At 71.7% G+C, this 15,128-nt stretch carries 13 protein-coding genes and 1 pseudogene; 6 read left to right on the top strand and 8 right to left on the bottom strand.

Annotation, left to right across the window (positions count from 1 at the left end; translation table 11 throughout):
* Positions 1-23 precede the first annotated feature (23 nt).
* The 3 genes from ACFWPT_RS18555 to ACFWPT_RS18545 all read right to left on the bottom strand — a co-directional run bounded on the left by ACFWPT_RS18555 (position 24) and on the right by ACFWPT_RS18545 (position 3,710).
* A complete protein-coding gene (locus tag ACFWPT_RS18555) occupies positions 24-1,313 on the bottom strand; it encodes an alpha/beta hydrolase family protein (RefSeq protein ID WP_380371486.1) in 1,290 nt (429 codons plus the stop codon).
* 153 nt (positions 1,314-1,466) lie between these two features.
* Complete coding sequence (locus ACFWPT_RS18550; RefSeq protein ID WP_380482818.1) at positions 1,467-2,678, bottom strand: acyl-CoA dehydrogenase family protein; 1,212 nt, start codon at positions 2,676-2,678, stop codon at positions 1,467-1,469.
* A gap of 3 nt (positions 2,679-2,681) precedes the next feature.
* Positions 2,682-3,710 carry a phosphotransferase family protein gene (locus ACFWPT_RS18545; RefSeq protein WP_380482816.1) on the bottom strand — a complete coding sequence of 343 codons (1,029 nt, stop codon included), beginning with the start codon at positions 3,708-3,710 and terminating at the stop codon, positions 2,682-2,684.
* 232 nt (positions 3,711-3,942) lie between these two features.
* Here ACFWPT_RS18545 and ACFWPT_RS18540 point away from each other — a divergent pair, with 232 nt between their 5' ends.
* A complete protein-coding gene (locus ACFWPT_RS18540) occupies positions 3,943-4,782 on the top strand; it encodes an SAM-dependent methyltransferase (protein ID WP_380482814.1) in 840 nt (279 codons plus the stop codon).
* Positions 4,783-5,659: 877 nt separating this feature from the next.
* Here ACFWPT_RS18540 and ACFWPT_RS18535 read toward each other — a convergent pair.
* Positions 5,660-5,860, bottom strand: a complete 201-nt coding sequence (locus ACFWPT_RS18535; protein WP_063352310.1) for a hypothetical protein — start codon at positions 5,858-5,860, stop codon at positions 5,660-5,662.
* On the opposite strand from ACFWPT_RS18535, the gene ACFWPT_RS18530 reads away from it, so the two are divergent.
* The 3 genes and pseudogenes from ACFWPT_RS18530 to ACFWPT_RS18520 all read left to right on the top strand — a co-directional run.
* Positions 5,859-6,773: a hypothetical protein gene (locus ACFWPT_RS18530; protein ID WP_380482812.1), complete on the top strand. Its 915-nt coding sequence runs from the start codon at positions 5,859-5,861 to the stop codon at positions 6,771-6,773. The two genes, ACFWPT_RS18535 and ACFWPT_RS18530, sit on opposite strands and share 2 nt — an antisense overlap.
* Before the next feature lie 113 nt (positions 6,774-6,886).
* Positions 6,887-7,525, top strand: coding sequence for a DUF6461 domain-containing protein (locus ACFWPT_RS18525; protein WP_380482810.1), 639 nt, complete (start codon positions 6,887-6,889; stop codon positions 7,523-7,525).
* 165 nt (positions 7,526-7,690) lie between these two features.
* Positions 7,691-7,948: pseudogene (locus ACFWPT_RS18520) on the top strand (transposase family protein); the annotation flags it as partial.
* A 66-nt stretch (positions 7,949-8,014) separates the two neighbouring features.
* Here the strand turns inward: ACFWPT_RS18520 and ACFWPT_RS18515 are convergent.
* The 3 genes from ACFWPT_RS18515 to ACFWPT_RS18505 form a co-directional block, all read right to left on the bottom strand.
* Entirely contained in the window at positions 8,015-8,884 is an 870-nt protein-coding gene (locus ACFWPT_RS18515) for an IS5 family transposase (protein ID WP_380482808.1), read from the bottom strand.
* Between the two features lie 60 nt (positions 8,885-8,944).
* On the bottom strand, positions 8,945-9,382 hold the full coding sequence (locus ACFWPT_RS18510; protein ID WP_380482806.1) for a Scr1 family TA system antitoxin-like transcriptional regulator: 438 nt from the start codon (positions 9,380-9,382) through the stop codon (positions 8,945-8,947).
* Between the two features lie 110 nt (positions 9,383-9,492).
* The gene (locus ACFWPT_RS18505; RefSeq protein ID WP_380482804.1) at positions 9,493-11,538 is read right to left on the bottom strand and encodes an alkyl/aryl-sulfatase; all 2,046 of its coding nucleotides are present in this window, start codon (positions 11,536-11,538) and stop codon (positions 9,493-9,495) included.
* 772 nt (positions 11,539-12,310) lie between these two features.
* On the opposite strand from ACFWPT_RS18505, the gene ACFWPT_RS18500 reads away from it, so the two are divergent.
* Complete coding sequence (locus ACFWPT_RS18500; RefSeq protein ID WP_380482802.1) at positions 12,311-13,420, top strand: hypothetical protein; 1,110 nt, start codon at positions 12,311-12,313, stop codon at positions 13,418-13,420.
* A 205-nt stretch (positions 13,421-13,625) separates the two neighbouring features.
* Entirely contained in the window at positions 13,626-14,135 is a 510-nt protein-coding gene (locus ACFWPT_RS18495) for a hypothetical protein (RefSeq protein ID WP_380482800.1), read from the top strand.
* A gap of 78 nt (positions 14,136-14,213) precedes the next feature.
* Here the strand turns inward: ACFWPT_RS18495 and ACFWPT_RS18490 are convergent, their stop codons facing one another.
* Positions 14,214-15,113 (bottom strand): Gfo/Idh/MocA family protein, encoded by a 900-nt coding sequence (locus ACFWPT_RS18490; protein ID WP_380371513.1) that lies wholly within the window; start codon positions 15,111-15,113, stop codon positions 14,214-14,216.
* Between the last annotated feature and the right edge of the window lie 15 nt (positions 15,114-15,128).

Here is a 15,128-nt window from a genome sequence, read left to right as displayed (position 1 = left end):
TCGCTCCCCGGCGGTCAGTACGCCTAACGCTCGTACACCATCTCCGGGAAGCGCGCCGAGGGCCCGTCCAGCAGGTGGTCGTCGTGTCCGCGCAGCCAGCGGTCGAGGAAGGACGCGACGTAGGAGCGGGTGGCGAGCACCGCCCGGTCGGGGCGGATGTCGCCGACGTCGGCGCTCAGCCGCTCCGGGGTGATCGCGCCCTGCCGGGCGAGCTGGGGCAGCAGGGACTGCGCGTCGGTGTAGGAGCCGTGCCGGGAGCCGTTCAGCGTGACGTCGGCGTGCCAGCCGGTGCTGTGCTGCCAGAGGGCGTCCCAGCCGGGCTGCCGGTGGTAGTCCCCGGAGTCCTCGTTGCGGGTGCCCATCAGCAGGAACGGGCGGTCCAGGCCGTCCTGGGCGACGCTGGGCAGGTCCACCCCGGTGTGGCCGTCCGGCCCGGGGAAGTGCAGTTGGCCGTCCAGGTTGACGCCGGCCGCGATGCGCGGGTCGTCGTGCATGGCCTGGAGGGCGGTGAAGCCGCCCGCCGAGTGGCCGACCATGCCGATCCGGTCGAGGTCCAGCGAGGCGGCGAGGCCGGCCGGCAGCCGTGGGTCCAGGCGCAGGCCGCCGAGTTCGTCCAGTACGAAGCGGGTGTCGTCCACCCTGGTCTGCATCGACTTGCGCAGCACCGCGCCGATGTCCAGGCCGGGCTGTCCGACCAGCGCGGGGAACACGGAGGTGGCCAGGTTCCCGTCGGGGAAGGCGACTTCGGAGGCCTCGTAGGTGTGGTCCAGCGTCACCACGACGTAGCCGCGCGAGGCCAGGTCCTCGACCAGGCCCGTGCCCCAGGTGCGCGGGTCGCCGAGGCCGGCCGAGTACAGCACCACCGGGCGCGGGCCGCCGGGCAGGGCGGGGGCGTCCGGCCGGGCGTGGGTGCGGATGCCGGCCCAGTCGGTGCGGCCGGGTGTGGCGCCGTGGTTCGCCTGGCCGATGCTGCCCTCGGTGCCGAAGTGTTCGCCGGCGGCGGGGTCCATGTAGCGGGCGCGGTCGGCGCCGGTGGCCGGGCGGGCGGTCGGGTACCAGAGGCTGATCATCAGCTCGCGGCGCTGCCCGGGCTTCCAGGGGTCCTCCCGCCCGGTGTCGGTCAGGTGCAGCGTGGTGGTGCCGATCGGGTACGGCCCGGTGGGCTCCGGCAGCCAGGCCCGGGCCTGGCGCTCGCCACCGCCGTCCGCCCCCGGCGCCGGTGCTGCCGCCACCGCCCCGGGGGCGCCGGCCACTCCGAGCACCGCCGTCGCCGCCAGAAGTACCGCCGCCACGGCCCGTCCCCGCCCGCCCATGATGTCTCTCCTCGTCCCCGTTGATCTGCCAGCCCGCCAGGCTGCTGATCTGCTGATCTGCTGGCCTGCTGATCAGGACAGTACGGGCGGGGGCGGACCGCAGCCGTCATACCCAGGAGCCAACCTGCCCCTGAGTACTCCGGTATGACACCCCTACGGGTGCCGCCGCAGCTCGCGCCGGGCCAGCGAGCGCTTGTGCACCTCGTCCGGTCCGTCGGCCAGCCGCAGGGTGCGGTTGCCGGCCCAGAGCTGCGCGAGCGGGGTGTCCTGGCTGACACCCGCGGCGCCGTGCGCCTGGACGGCCTTGTCGAGGATCCATTCGACGGTGCGCGGGGTGGCGATCTTGATCGCCTGGATCTCGGTGTGCGCGCCCCGGTTGCCGACGGTGTCCATCAGCCAGGCGGTCTTGAGCACCAGCAGCCGCAACTGCTCGATCCTGACCCGGGATTCGGCGATCCAGTCCTGCACCACGCCCTGCTCGGCGAGCGGCCGGCCGAAGGCGACCCGCCCGTTCACCCGGCGGCACATCAGCTCCAGGGCGCGCTCGGCGATGCCGATCGCGCGCATGCAGTGGTGGATCCGGCCGGGGCCGAGCCGGGCCTGCGCGATGGCGAAGCCCGCGCCCTCCTCCCCGATCAGGTTCCCGACCGGGACGCGGACGTCCTCGAACAGCACCTCGGCGTGGCCGCCGTGGTCCGCGTCGTCGTAGCCGAAGACCGTCATGCCGCGCCTGACGGTGACGCCGGGGGTGTCGCGCGGGACGAGCACCATGCTCTGCTGGCGGTGCGGTTCGGCGGCCGGGTCGGTCTTGCCCATCACGATGAGGATCCGGCACTGCGGGTTCATCGCCCCGGTGATGTACCACTTGCGGCCGTTGACGACGTACTCGTCGCCGTCGCGCTCGATCCGGGTGGCGATGTTGGTGGCGTCCGAGGAGGCGACCTCGGGCTCGGTCATCGCGAAGGCGGAGCGGATCTCGGCGTCCAGCAGCGGGCGCAGCCAGCGCTCGTGCTGCTCGGCGGTGCCGAACTGGGAGAGCAGTTCCATGTTGCCGGTGTCGGGGGCCGCGCAGTTGAGCGCTGGCGGGGCCAAGTGCGGGCTGCGGCCGGTGATTTCGGCGAGCGGGGCGTACTGGAGGTTGGTCAGGCCGGCGCCGCGCTCCCCGGGGAGGAAGAGGTTCCACAGGCCCTGTTTGCGTGCCTCGGCCTGGAGTTCGGCGACCACGGGCGGGATGCTCCAGGCCTCGCGGGCCGGGTCGGCGAGCTGCTGCGCGAGGGCCGCCTCCGCCGGGTGCACGTACTGGTCCATGAAGGCCAGCAGCTGCTCGCGGAGTTCGTTGGTGCGGGCGTCGTAGGCGAAGTCCATCGGTCAGTGCTCCTTGAGGGTGCTCAGGCCGTACCGGGCGAGGATCGGGGCCATCTCGCCGGCCCGCTCGAAGCCCGCGCCGAGGGTGCCGCCCTGCTGGTAGCGGTAGTGGATGCCCTCGGCGACGACGGCGAGTTTGAAGGAGGCGAAGGCGACGTACCAGTCCAGGTCGGCGGCCTGTCGGCCGGTCAACTCGGCGTAGTACGCGACGAGTTCGTCCGGCTTCGGGAAGCCGGGGGCGGTCGCGGCGGAGGGGATGATGCCGCCGCCGACGCCGGCGACCTCGGTGTACATCACCAGCAGGCCGACATCGGTGAGCGGGTCGCCGAGGGTGGACATCTCCCAGTCCAGCACGGCGGTGATCGCGTCGCCGTCGCCGACCAGCACGTTGTCCAGCCGATAGTCGCCGTGCACCAGGGCGGGCGCCGGGGAGATCGGCCGCCGCTCGGCGAGCAGGGCGTGCAGCCGCTCCACCTCGGGCAGTTCGCGGCTGCGGGAGTTCGCCAACTGGGTGGACCAGCGGCGCAGTTGGCGCTCCAGGTAGCCGTCGGGGCGGCCGAAGTCCGCGAGACCGACGTCGGCCGGGTCGATCCGGTGCAGGGCGGCGAGGGTGTCGACCAGCCGCCGCCCGAGCGCGTGGACGCGCTGCTCGCCGAGGGCGGCGATCGGGGCGAGGGCCCGGTGCGCGACGCCGGGGACGAACTCCATCAGGTACCAGGGGGCGCCGAGCACGTCCGTGCCGGGATCGAGCAGCAGGGTGCGCGGGACGGGCACGTCGGTGTCGCGCAGGGCGGTCATGACGCGGTACTCGCGGCCCATGTCGTGCGCGGTGGCCAGGACGTGCCCGAGCGGCGGGCGGCGCAGCACCCAGCGGTCGGTGCCGCCGGTGAGGACGTACGTGAGGTTGGAGCGACCCCCCTCGACGAGGTCGGCCCGCAGCGGGCCCTGGACGAGGCCGGGCAGCTCCCGGTCCAGGTGGGCGCGGAGGCGGGCCAGGTCCAGCCCGGGCGGCTCGGCGGGGGTCTCGGGCATCGGGCGGCTCCTCGGGGTCCTCGGGGGTGTGGCCTCGTTGACTAAGCGCTTGCTTAGCATTCAGCCGGACGCCGCCCGCTGTCAATGCCACCCGCAGGCAACGAGCCCTGGAAAGCGCCCTGTCGGAGTTCACCTACCTCCCGGTTGGCCGGTTTCCCGCCTGGCAGGGCGGCGGGAGGTCGGGTGTGCTGGTAGGTGGACCACGACCGGGACGACAGGGCGAGGAGAAACCATGCCTCACGGCAGCGCAGCGAGCTCCGAGGAAGCGACCCGCAGCTACTACGGCACCGCAGACGTCGACGCGTTCTACGACGCGGTGTGGGGCGGCGAGAACATCCACACCGGGATCTACGCCCGGGCGGACGCATCCGTCGCGGACGCCTCTCGTCACACCGTCGAACAGACCGCGGACAAGGTCGGCGACCTGGTCCGCGCGGGCAGCTCGGTACTGGACCTCGGTTCCGGCTACGGCGGCCCGACCCGCTACCTCGCCGAACGCTTCGGATGCCGAGTCATCGCCCTCAACCTCAGCGACACCCAGAACCAGCGCCACCGCGCCACGAACGCCGAGCGCGGCCTCGACCACCTCATCGAGGTCGTCACCGGGTCCTTCCACGACATCCCCTACCCCGACCGCAGCTTCGACGTCGTCTGGTCCCAGGAAGCCTTCTGCCACAGCGGCGACCGCCCCCGCCTGCTCAGCGAAGCCGTCCGCGTCCTCAAGCCGGAGGGGGCCCTGGTCTTCACCGACGTGATGGCCGCCGAAGACACCCCCGCCGCCGCCCTGCGCGCCGCCGTCTCCCGACTGGGCGTGGACGCCCTGGCCACGCCGCACTTCTACCGCCGCGCACTCGCCGGCCTGGGGCTCTCCCACACCGACTTCGACGACCGCAGCGACCAACTGCTCAGCCACTACGAGCACATCACCGAGGAGACGCGCCGGCGCGAACAGGAACTGCGCCGCATCATCAGCCCCGCCTACGTCGACAGCCTGCTGGCCAATCTGCCCCTGTGGGTGGCTGCCGCCCGCCGCGAGGAACTACGTTGGGGCGTCTTCCACTGCCGCGCCTGACGAGGGACGAACCCTGACGTCCGCGTAGGCGGTGACGCACTCGGCCATGCAACGAGCCCCCGACCCCAAGGCGGTTTCTAGGGCTCATCAGGCTTCCGGGTCCATTTCTGACGATGCGTCACATCGCTGATCGCGCGCACACCAGGTGCGGGTGGTGATGGCGGATCGGGCAGCCGGGGCGTGGCGGCCCGTCACCGTCCACACACGTTCGCGTGCGGGTCACTACCGGGGGAGGCTGTTCGTACCATCGGCTCACTCGGCCCTCGGCTCGGGCCGGACACCTGTTGTGCTCCAGCGGCCCGTGCGGTCGCGGACCGAGAGGGGCTGCGGTGAGCAGCCCGCGACGCCGGGCGGCGTCCGGTCCCGCGGCGAGCGTGGAGGCCATCCGGCCGATCGTCCGGATGTGGGGAACCGCCTGCCCGTGCGTCCGTCAACATCACCCGCAGCCGCCTCGGACGCCTCACCCGCCAAGGCTTCCTCGCTCAACCCGGACGAGGCCGCTACCGGAAACGGACTTAACGTCCACTCACACCATCAGCGTCCACCGGTTCTGTATCTCTGTATTGTTCTCGCCCCTTGCGCCACCCGGGTGAACCCACTGGGCGCTGCGACCCGTGTGCCCCAAGTGACAGCTGGTGCCACTGATGGCACTCGCGCCTTCTTGGGGAGGGAAGTTGATGAAACGTCATGGTCGGCGCCTGGTCGCCCTGGCCGCATCGATGGCGGCCGCGGTCTCGCTCGTCGTCGCTTCGGGTGGCATGTCGGCGGCTCAGTCGGGCACCGGGGCAGCGGGTCTGCCGGGGATCGGGGGGCCGGGAACGGCGGTGAGCGCCGCGGACCGGCAGGACCTGTCGGTGAAGGCCGAGCCGGGTGGGGTTCAGTGCACGGAGGTGGCCGTGGGGTCGGCGCCTGGGAAGGCGGGTGCGGCGGCCGAGTGCGTGCAGGTCACCGACGGCCCGGCGGGTCGTAGGAGTGTTTCCGAGGCCGTCAGCAGCACGCAGGACGGTGCCGGGGCGTGCTCGATCGGCAGCGCGGGGTACTGGTCGTACGAGCGGTTCGGGTCGTGCCTGAAGGACATGACCACGACCTACACGCTGCGCGACGACAAGGGCACCGCCATCGGTTCGGCCCAGCTCAAGATCAACCTGAGCATGTCGCTGAGCGCCACGAGCTCGATGTGGACCGAACTGGTGACGGTCACCATGGTGTCCTCGACCAGCAACGTGCCGAGCCTCAACATCGCGTTCGACGCCAGCTGTACGGCGCCCTGCCAGATGGGCGCGGCCAAGCCCTGGGCGGGCGCCCGTACGCTGACGCCCGGGACGTCGGCGCAGGGTACGGTCCTGTACTCGGACTCGCCCGCCGTCGGGGCTGTCGACTCCCTGGCGAACGAGTACCACATGTACGTCACGCAGGACAGCACCATCCCCCTGCAGCCGAACGTCAACTGGACCAATCCGCGCAAGGTCCGCTGCGACAACGCCGTCCACGAGCCGGGCAAGGGCTCGCCCGGATGCGTCTACGCCGACGTCCGGCCCGACCTGTCCTACTCCCTGACGGACTACGGTGCGGCGGCCGCGACCTACGCCTTCGCACTGAACTACCTGCCCAACATGCCCAAGCAGTTCACGCGACTGAAGGGCGACAGCGAGCCGAACCGCAAGCGCACCTGCGGCGCGCAGAGCACGGTGCCGTTCGCCCAGCTGGACCCGGTCGCGTTCCCGGAGGACAGCTGCGACGAGTTCCCCTTCGCCGGGACGTACCAGGGCGGCACGAACGGCGGGCTGTGCGCCGAGATCGTCCCCCAACTCACCAACGGCAACTGGACGTTCCGTGAGACGACCGGACACCCGGTCACGTACAAGGAGTCGTGCGTGCGGGGCCACGTCCCGCTCCCGGTCAACAAGGCGGCCGGCGGGAAGTACGGCAGCTTCGTCCAGACGCAGCGCCTGATCGACACCGAGGCGTTCACCGTCTCCTGGACGACCTGACGTCCACGGGTCCCGGCCCGAACGACACCGTGGCCGCGCCCGGGGGGACAGGCCCCCGGGCGCGGCCGCGGAGCCCCGACAACGAACGGCCCAGCAGAAAGAGGATCGCGACGATGACCACGCAGGACCCCTGGTGGGCGCACGACATCATCGTGTGCCTGACCTTCGCCCGCCACCGCGGCCCCGCACACGTCCTCGACGCCTACGGGGCAGCCGCCGAACCGGTCCGGGAGCTGACGCTGCAGCAGGCCCGCACCACCCTCCCGATCGCGGAGGGAGGCGTCGTCCTGCGCACCGGTGTCCTCGGGGACGGGGAGTGGGCGTTCTGCCACGAGAGCGGCGAGCCCGAGGGCTTCAAGGAGGCCGTGCTCTCACGCCTGTCGGCAGGCACCGAGGCCGTCCAGCTGTACAGCGTCAACGGCATGACCACCCTCGAACGCTACCGGGACGGCGTACGGATCGAGTCCTTCGAGGCGGGCTTCCCGTCGACGCTGCGCAGCGGCCCGGACCACCCGCTGTGGGACGCGGTCCAGGTGCTCCCGGACCGCTCCACGGCCACGCAGGCGGCCGAGGGCGTCCAGGCGTACCTGGGCGTCCGCATCGACGGCGACGTCCTGGAAGGCCCCCTGCCCACCGCGTACCTGCCTCCGGAGCGACGGGCGCCACTCTCCTCCCGCGCCCCCGCAGCCCCGGAGGACGCGTCCTCACAGGGGCTCGGCCGCCTCCTCCCAGGGCTTCCCCCGCACCCCTAACCCGCCGGCGCAGGACGCCACCGCTCGGGACGCCACCGGCCTCGACCTCCACCCCGCCAGAATGGGGTCTGTACAGCCAAAGGCTCTGTCCCGTAATCGGTGGTGACGAAGGGTGACGTCGGTCGTCGGCATGATGTGCGTGATGTCAACGAGCTTGTGAGCGTGGTGTTTTCGGGGCTGTCGGCCCTCGTCATCGAGGGGGTGGCGGACGAGGGCGAGGTCATCCGGGTGTCGGCGCGGACGCGGGATGATCCGGTGCCGTGCCCGGTGTGTGGGCGGCCGACGGGGCGGGTGCACGGGTTCCACGGCCGGGTGGTCGCAGATGTCCCGGTGGATGGGCGGCGGGTCGTCGTCTCGGTGCGGGTCCGACGTCTGGTCTGCCCGGTGCTCGGCTGCCCACGGCAGACGTTCCGCGAGCCTGTTCGCGCAGTTGCGCGATGGTCTCGCGCACCAGCCGCTGCCGGGTGCTGATCTTCTCCAGCATGTCCCTCATGGGGTCCTCCCGTCACAGTCGTCGGCCCGCGCGGCGGGCGGGTCGCGCCAGCTCGCAGTGGCGGTGCGGGTCAGCCGGTGGAGCATGACGTCGGTCATCGACCAGTGGACCACCGCCACCGAACTGGCGGGCAGTGCCTCGTAGTCCCGCGCCAGGCGGCGGTGCAGCATCAAGGTGCCCCACGTCTGCTCGACCACCCACCGCTTCGGCTCGGGCGTGAACCCTCGTGCGCCGGGCTCGCGCTGGACGACCTCGACATCGATGCCCAGGCGGGCGCCGTGCGCGACGACGGCGTTCTTGAATCCGGCGTCGACCCATGCCTTGGTCACGGTGGGCGCGCTCGCGGCGACCTTGTCCAGCAGCGTGATTCCGATGGCGTTGTCGTGCACGCTGGCGGCGACCACCACGACGGCGATGATCAGGCCCAGGACGTCGGTGGCGATGCCCCGCTTGCGGCCTGGGCTTCTCTTGCCCGGGTCCAGTCCGGTGGTGTCCTTGGGTGCGTTCGTCGAGGCCCGCACGGTCTGCGAGTCCAGGACGACAGCGGTGGGGTCCTCGTGACGTCTGCGCATTTCGCGGACCTGCCATCGCATCAGGTCGTGGACGGTCTCGGCGGTGCCGTCGTCGCGCCACAGTGCGAAGTAGTAGTACACCGCGCTCTTCGGCGGCAGGTCGTGCGGCAGGTACCGCCACTGGCAGCCAGTGCGAGCCTGGTAAAAGATCGCGTTCACGATCTCCCGCATGTCGTAGCCGCCCTGGTGGCCGCTGACCGAGGTGTGCCGGCCCTTCCAGGCGACGATGACCGGCCCGATCAGCTCCCAGGCCTCATCCGACAGGTCACTCGGGTACGGAGCGCGTCCACCCACGCCCACCAGCGCACCGCATTTCCGGCCGATCGGGAAGCCCTAAAACCGGACAACCCGCCTTCAAGCACGACGAGACCCACCGACACTCGCAGAACGCCCTCTCACATCGGCCGCCGCCAACGCCTCCGCGTAGGCCCTGGTCTGGAACAACCCAGGAACAACACCCAACTCGAACTGCCGCAGCTCAACCGCCCTTGCCTCGTGCGCCGCATACTCCGGGAAACCTTCCAGCAGGGATCCCCCACCCCTGAGGCTCCAATAGGTCAGCTCCAGCGTCCCTCCAGTGTTCAGAACCCGATCGACCTCAATCACCCAGTCGAGTGTGGGACTGCGTGCCCCTCTTTCGAGGTTCGAAATCTGACTGTCACTCAGCGATGTAAGCCTGCCGAGCTCGGCCTGGGTCATACCAGCCGCCTGGCGGGCCTTGCGAAGTTGGGCGCCGAACGCCGCAAGGGAGGATGCCGACGGATCGAGTTTGCCGAGGTGGTCCCGCAGCACGCGCCGGACGGTGTCCCGTTGCGGGGAGGTCGACGCCCCGGAACGTCCGGTACCGGCCGACTGCTGACAGCCGGCCGGTACCGAATGGGGGTGAATGGGAGGTGAGGGGATCAGGGGGTGGTGAGGGCGAACCAGAAGTCGAAGCTCTCCAGCAGCCCCGCGAGAGTGTTCAGCGGGTCGATGGTGCCGGAGTCGACCGTCAGGTCCTTGCTGTCCGCGAGCGCGGCCACTTCCTTCTGCGCGTCCTTGGCGAGGGCGAGTTGGTTGAGACCGGTACGGGTGAGGGTGTACGAGGCATCGGCGCCGGTGCCGGTGTCGGCGGTGTAGACGAGGACGCCGTTTCGCAGCTGGACGGTGCACTGCGTGGGGTCTCCGGCGTTCCCGCCGGCGATGGTGAGGGCGATGGTGAGCGGGTTGTTCGCGGCGTCGGGGCCGTTGAGGCGGATGCCGAGGTAGTCGAAGACCATGTCCTGGGGCATGGCGGCGATCACGTCGTCCGTGATGATCTCGGGTGCGGGCAGCGCGCCGGTGCTGCCGGTGCCGGCGCCGGGGTTGCGCAGTTCCGCGGCCCCGGCGAGGTAGAAGTTGCGCCAGGGGCCGCTTTCGGCGAGGTAGCCGAGCTGCTCCAGCGCATCGGCCTCCAGCTTCCGGGCATCGGTGTTGGCCGGGTCCGCGAAGACCACGTGGCTGAGCAGTTCGGCGACCCACCGGTAGTCGTCGGCGGTCGTCGCGTTCCCGTAGGCGGTCTGCGCCGCCTTCACAATGGTGTCGGCGCCGAACGTGTCCGTGTAGCGCTTGCCGACCTCCTCGGGGGGCAGGCCGTGCAGGTGGGCCGCGTTGCCGTCGAACCAGCCGAGGTAGCGCTGGTAGACGGCCTTGATGTCGTGGTTGGTGGTGCCGTAGTAGCCGCGGTTGAACCACTGGCCGGCCAGGCTCTGGGGCAGCTGCTGGTCGAGGTCCTCGGCGATCTCGTGCATGGTCCGGCCGTGGTTGGCCAGGCGCAGGGTCTGGTCGTGCAGGAAGCGGTAGAGGTCGGCCTGGCTGGTGAGGAAGTCGACGATCTCGTTGCCGCCCTCGCTCTTCCAGCGGGGCCAGAAGTGGCTGGCGAACAGGGAGGTGGCGTCGCCCCCGTAGAGGGTGGCGGACTCGGTGAGGTAGTTCGACCACTCCTTGGCGTCGCGGACCTGGGCGCCGCGCAGGCTGTAGAGGTTGTGCAGGGTGGGCGTGGCGTTCTCCGCCATGCACAGCGACTTGACGTCGGGGAGGTAGAAGTTCATCTCCGCCGGCGCCTCGGTGCCGGGCGTGAGCTGGAACTCGAACTGGATCCCGGCCAGGGTGCAGGGGACGCCCGCGGGGATCTGGGTGTCCTCGTCGGTGACACTGGCGACGACGGTGTGGGAAGGGGCGAGCAGGCCGGTGGTCCCCGACGACATCGTCTTGCCGAGTCCCGCGTCGATCTGCTGGTCCGCGCCCTTGTGGAGCAGTGATCCGTACATGAAGGTGGCGCGACGGCTCATCGCGTTGCCCGCGTACACGTTCTCGCTGACGGCGTGCTCCAGGAAGCCGTCCGGCGCGACGATCTTGACGTCGGCATCGGGGGTGCCGCCCGCGAACAGACCCCGGACGCCGCCGTAGTGGTCGGTGTGGGAGTGGCTGAAGATGACGGCCTTGATGGTGCGCGCACCGCGCTCGCCGAGGTAGAGGTCGAGGGCGGCCTTCGCACACTCCTCGCTGATCAGGGGGTCCAGCACGACGATGTCGCTGCTCTGCTGGGTCGGGTCCTCCATGAAGGTGATGTTGGATATGTCCATGCCGCGGACCTGGTAGACGGCGTCCTTCACCACCTCGTACAGGCCGACGTTCATGTTCAGCACGGCATTGCGCCACAGGCTCGGATTGGCCGTGTCCGGCGCGGGGGTCTGCTCCGACAGGAACGCCGCGTAGGGGGCCAGGTTCCAGGCATAGGGCTGACCGCTGGGGCTGGGGCCGGGAACGGGGTCGTTCGGGTCCAGGGCCACCAGCAGGCCCTGCTTCGCGAAGTCCGCCTCGGCGTCCTGGCCGGGCGGCGGGAGCGCGACGCCGGCGTTCAGCTGTGCGGTCAGCGGGGTCGCCGGCTGCGGTTCGTCGTACGGGGCGGGAAGAGCGGAGTCGGGCATGGACGCTTCCTCTCGGTGGTGGGGCGGAGCAGCGGCCGGCGGGCGAGCGCGCACGGCGCATCGCCCGCCGGGGGCCGCGGAATCCCGGGACGGTGGAAGACCAGGGGTCGCGACGACTCCCCCAGCGCGTCCCGGCAGGGTTCAGAAAGTACGCAGCCCTCCCCCGCACCGGCAGGGAATCGCCAAGAGCCGGCACCTGCGCCTCCCAGAACCGGACAACCCGTCAGACCGGGGTTTCGGAGAGCTCCGGGCAAGCGCCGCACGGGGCTTACGTCACCACCGCCCCGCGGCCGGACACCACACGGGAGGTCGGGACGAGCGGACGCGCCGGCGAACGGAATCGAACACGAGCGTGTGGGATCACGGGGCCGCGAGCGGAGCACGGTCCACGCAGCCCATCCGGCCGGATCCCGCCGGTGGCCTGATCAGGTACGGCGCCCGGTAGCGACAGCACGCGACCGAGTGACAGTCCGTAGCAGTCTGATCACGACTTTCACGATCACGGACCGGCGCAGCCTCGTCGCCGGACGTGACCGCGACATGGCCGAAGACGTCCCCCGCACTCACCCGCGGGTCCGAGGACATCTCCAGCGACGCGAGCCGCGCGCCGGCCTCGACAACCGCGCAGAGAACAGTCCCGCGCCCGTCTGCGCCGACCCGGCCACAGCGCCCCTCGGATATGGCCCGATCAAAGACCCGGCCGGCACCGGACCCGGCCACCGGGCGCCCGCCCCGTGCCGCAGCCGCTCCGCCGGACCGCCACAATGGCGCCATGAGGATGATCCACACCCTGGCCGGCGCCCTGCTGCTCCTGCTCATCGTCGGCAGCATCCTGCGCACGCTGGTCGTCCCGCGCGGGCTGTACTCGGCGCTGGTCAGCCGGCTCTGGCGGGTGCTGCGGACCGTGCTCCGGCTCTACGCGACGCCGTTCCGCACCTATTACGCGCAGGACCGGGCGCTGACCTGGCTGGCGCCGCTGATCCTGCTCGGCATGCTCGGGGTGTGGCTCAGCGGCATGCTGCTCGCCTACACCCTGCTGCTGCACGGCACGTCCGACCTCAGCTGGTCGGTGGCCATCCGGGAGTCCGGGTCCAGCCTCTTCACCCTCGGCTACGCCAGCGGCGAGCGCCTGCAACTGTCGGCGATCGACTTCATGGCCGCCGCCAGCGGGCCGCTGGTGATCGCCCTCCAGATCGCCTACCTGCCCACCCTCTACGCCGCCTACCAGCGGCGGGAGACCGAGGTGACCCTGCTCCAGTCCCGGGCCGGCGAGCCCGCCTGGGGCCCGGAACTGCTGGCCCGGCAGTCCCTCGTCGACACCGAGACCGCCCTCCCCCAGCTCTACCGGGACTGGGAGCGGCTCGCCGCCGACATCGGCGAGAGCCACTCCAACTACCCGGTGCTGCTGTCCTTCCGCTCCCCGCAGCCGAACCGCAGCTGGGTGGTCGGCCTGATCGCGGTGCTCGACGCGGCCGCCCTCCACCTGGCACTCTGCCCGCGCTCGGCCCCGCCCGAGGCCCGCCTGGTCCTGCGCGCGGGCTTCACCGCGCTGCGCGACATCGGCCGCTCGGTACGGATCGACTTCGACCCGGACCCGGACCCGGACGTCCCGATCCGCCTGACCTACACCGAGTACATCGGCGCCGTCGCCATGATCACGAGCGCCGGTTTCCCCCGTGAGCGCCCGGTCGACGAGGCCTGGCAGCACTTCCACGGCTGGCGCGTCAACTACGAGGCGCTGGCCTACGAACTCGCCCGCCGCGGCGACGCCGTCCCCGCCCTGTGGACCGGCCCGCGCGACTTCCACGCCCCCGTCATCCCCCCGGCCCGCCCCACCGACCGCCGCCCGGGCCCGACCGGCCCCACCCTCCCCGCGGCCTGACCCCACGACCGCGTGGCACCGCACAGCCGTATGGCACCGCGACCGAGACGGATCGAACCATCAGAAGCGCCACCAGGACGGAGTTCACCGAGTGACACCATCGCGAGTACCCGCGTGGTCGGCCGCCGTGCTGACGGCAGCGGGGTTGCTGTGTGGCTGCGGTACCAGTGCGTCGGCCGGTGGCGGCCCTGCTGGTCCCGGGGCCGTGGTCTCCTCGCCGGCGCAGCAGGTGGACGCGCTCTCGCTCGCAGCGCTGCAGGACTTGGCGTCGGCGCTCGGAGAGCAGGGGCGCGGCGGGTTCAAGGACACCTTCGGCGCGCTGAAGCTGGACCCGGCGGCAGGCCGGGTCGTGCTGTTCGCGACGGACGAGCCGCGGGCCAGAGCCCTCGTCTCGGCCGCCGCCCAGGCGCATCCCGGCGTCGAGACGGGACGCGCCGAGATCCGGCACGCGTCCTACGCGCGGGCGACCGTCGACCCTGTCCTCAAGAGGATCGGCGATGCGGCACAGGCCGATTCGCTGCCGTTCCCGGTCTATACGGCGGCCCTGCTGCCGGACGCGTCGGGTATCACGGTCACCACGTCGCATGAAGGCGCAGCGTCGTCAGCACTCAAGAAGGCCGTGGCCGAGCTCGCGGGTACCGTCCCGGTGTCGTACGAGGAGGGCAAACCGGTCCGCAACCTGGACGCCACCGCTCAGATGGTGCCTCCGCCGTGAGCGGGCGCTGGCTCGTCACGTCATGACCCGGGCGGGCCCGTTGCGATGGTCCGCAGCGGGCCCGCCCGGGTGTCACAGCTACACCGCGACCGGTGCGCCCGTGGTCAGGGAGTGTTCGGCGCCGGCCAGGATTTCGACCACGCGCAGGCCGAACTCCGCGTCGCAGGGGTGTGGTTGGCCGGTGGCGGCCGAGGCCTGGAGGGCGTCCAGGGCGCGGTGCAGGGCTGCGGTCGGGCCCTCGCCGCGCTCGGGCAGGTGGGCGATGCCGTGCTCGCCGCGCAGTTCCAGGCCTGCGCCGCCGGCGCCGACCGGCGCGGTGAGGCTGAGCGCCAGGGTGCTGGAGGCGCCGGCGGCGTGCCGCAGCACCAGGTGGACGGTGTCCAGCGGGCCGGCCACCGCCGTGACCTGCGTCGCGTCGCCGAGCACCGGCAGCAGCACCGACAGCGCGTGCGGGCCGACGTCCCACAGCGCGCCCTTCTCCTCGCGCCACGGCGAGGCCGCGTACGGGCTGGTGCTGCCGGGGGCGAACACCGAGCCGAGCCAGTCCGAGCGGCCGGTGAACCAGCCGCCCAGGCCTGCCTGTTGCTCGATCCACGGGATCTGCTCCCCGCCGAAGCGGACGGTGAAGAAGACCACGGAGGCGACCTCGTGGGCCCGGACGGCCTCGGCCACGGCCTGCGCGTCCGGCACGGTCAGCGCGACCGGCTTGTCCAGCAGCAGGTGGCAGCCGGCCTCGGCGGCCCGTACCGCGAGGCCCGCCTGCACGGTCGGCGGCAGCGCGATCGAGACCGCGTCCACCTCGGCGAGCAGCTGGTCGAGGTCCGCGTAGCCGGGGACGCCGTACGCCCCGCCGAGGGCCGTGGCCGCCTCAGGCCGGCGGGCCCAGACGCCGGTGAACTCCAGCCCGGGGTGCTCGGCGAGGACGGGTGCGTGCACCCGCTCCGCCCAGGGGCCGGCGCCCAGCAGTCCGATCCGCACGATGTCTCCGTTCCT

Source organism: Kitasatospora sp. NPDC058478 (assembly GCF_042720345.1).
In the GTDB taxonomy this organism is placed as follows: domain Bacteria; phylum Actinomycetota; class Actinomycetes; order Streptomycetales; family Streptomycetaceae; genus Kitasatospora.
The sequence above is the reverse complement of the archived record's forward strand: the minus strand, read 5'-3'. Positions and strand labels throughout refer to the sequence as shown.

Coding starts and splice junctions, on each gene's coding strand:
- ACFWPT_RS18555 (WP_380371486.1), bottom strand. CDS start 1,313: ATGGGCGGGCGGGGACGGGCCGTGGCGGCGGTACTTCTGGCGGCGACG.
- ACFWPT_RS18550 (WP_380482818.1), bottom strand. CDS start 2,678: ATGGACTTCGCCTACGACGCCCGCACCAACGAACTCCGCGAGCAGCTG.
- ACFWPT_RS18545 (WP_380482816.1), bottom strand. CDS start 3,710: ATGCCCGAGACCCCCGCCGAGCCGCCCGGGCTGGACCTGGCCCGCCTC.
- ACFWPT_RS18540 (WP_380482814.1), top strand. CDS start 3,943: ATGCCTCACGGCAGCGCAGCGAGCTCCGAGGAAGCGACCCGCAGCTAC.
- ACFWPT_RS18530 (WP_380482812.1), top strand. CDS start 5,859: ATGACCACGACCTACACGCTGCGCGACGACAAGGGCACCGCCATCGGT.
- ACFWPT_RS18535 (WP_063352310.1), bottom strand. CDS start 5,860: ATGTCCTTCAGGCACGACCCGAACCGCTCGTACGACCAGTACCCCGCG.
- ACFWPT_RS18525 (WP_380482810.1), top strand. CDS start 6,887: ATGACCACGCAGGACCCCTGGTGGGCGCACGACATCATCGTGTGCCTG.
- ACFWPT_RS18505 (WP_380482804.1), bottom strand. CDS start 11,538: ATGCCCGACTCCGCTCTTCCCGCCCCGTACGACGAACCGCAGCCGGCG.
- ACFWPT_RS18500 (WP_380482802.1), top strand. CDS start 12,311: ATGAGGATGATCCACACCCTGGCCGGCGCCCTGCTGCTCCTGCTCATC.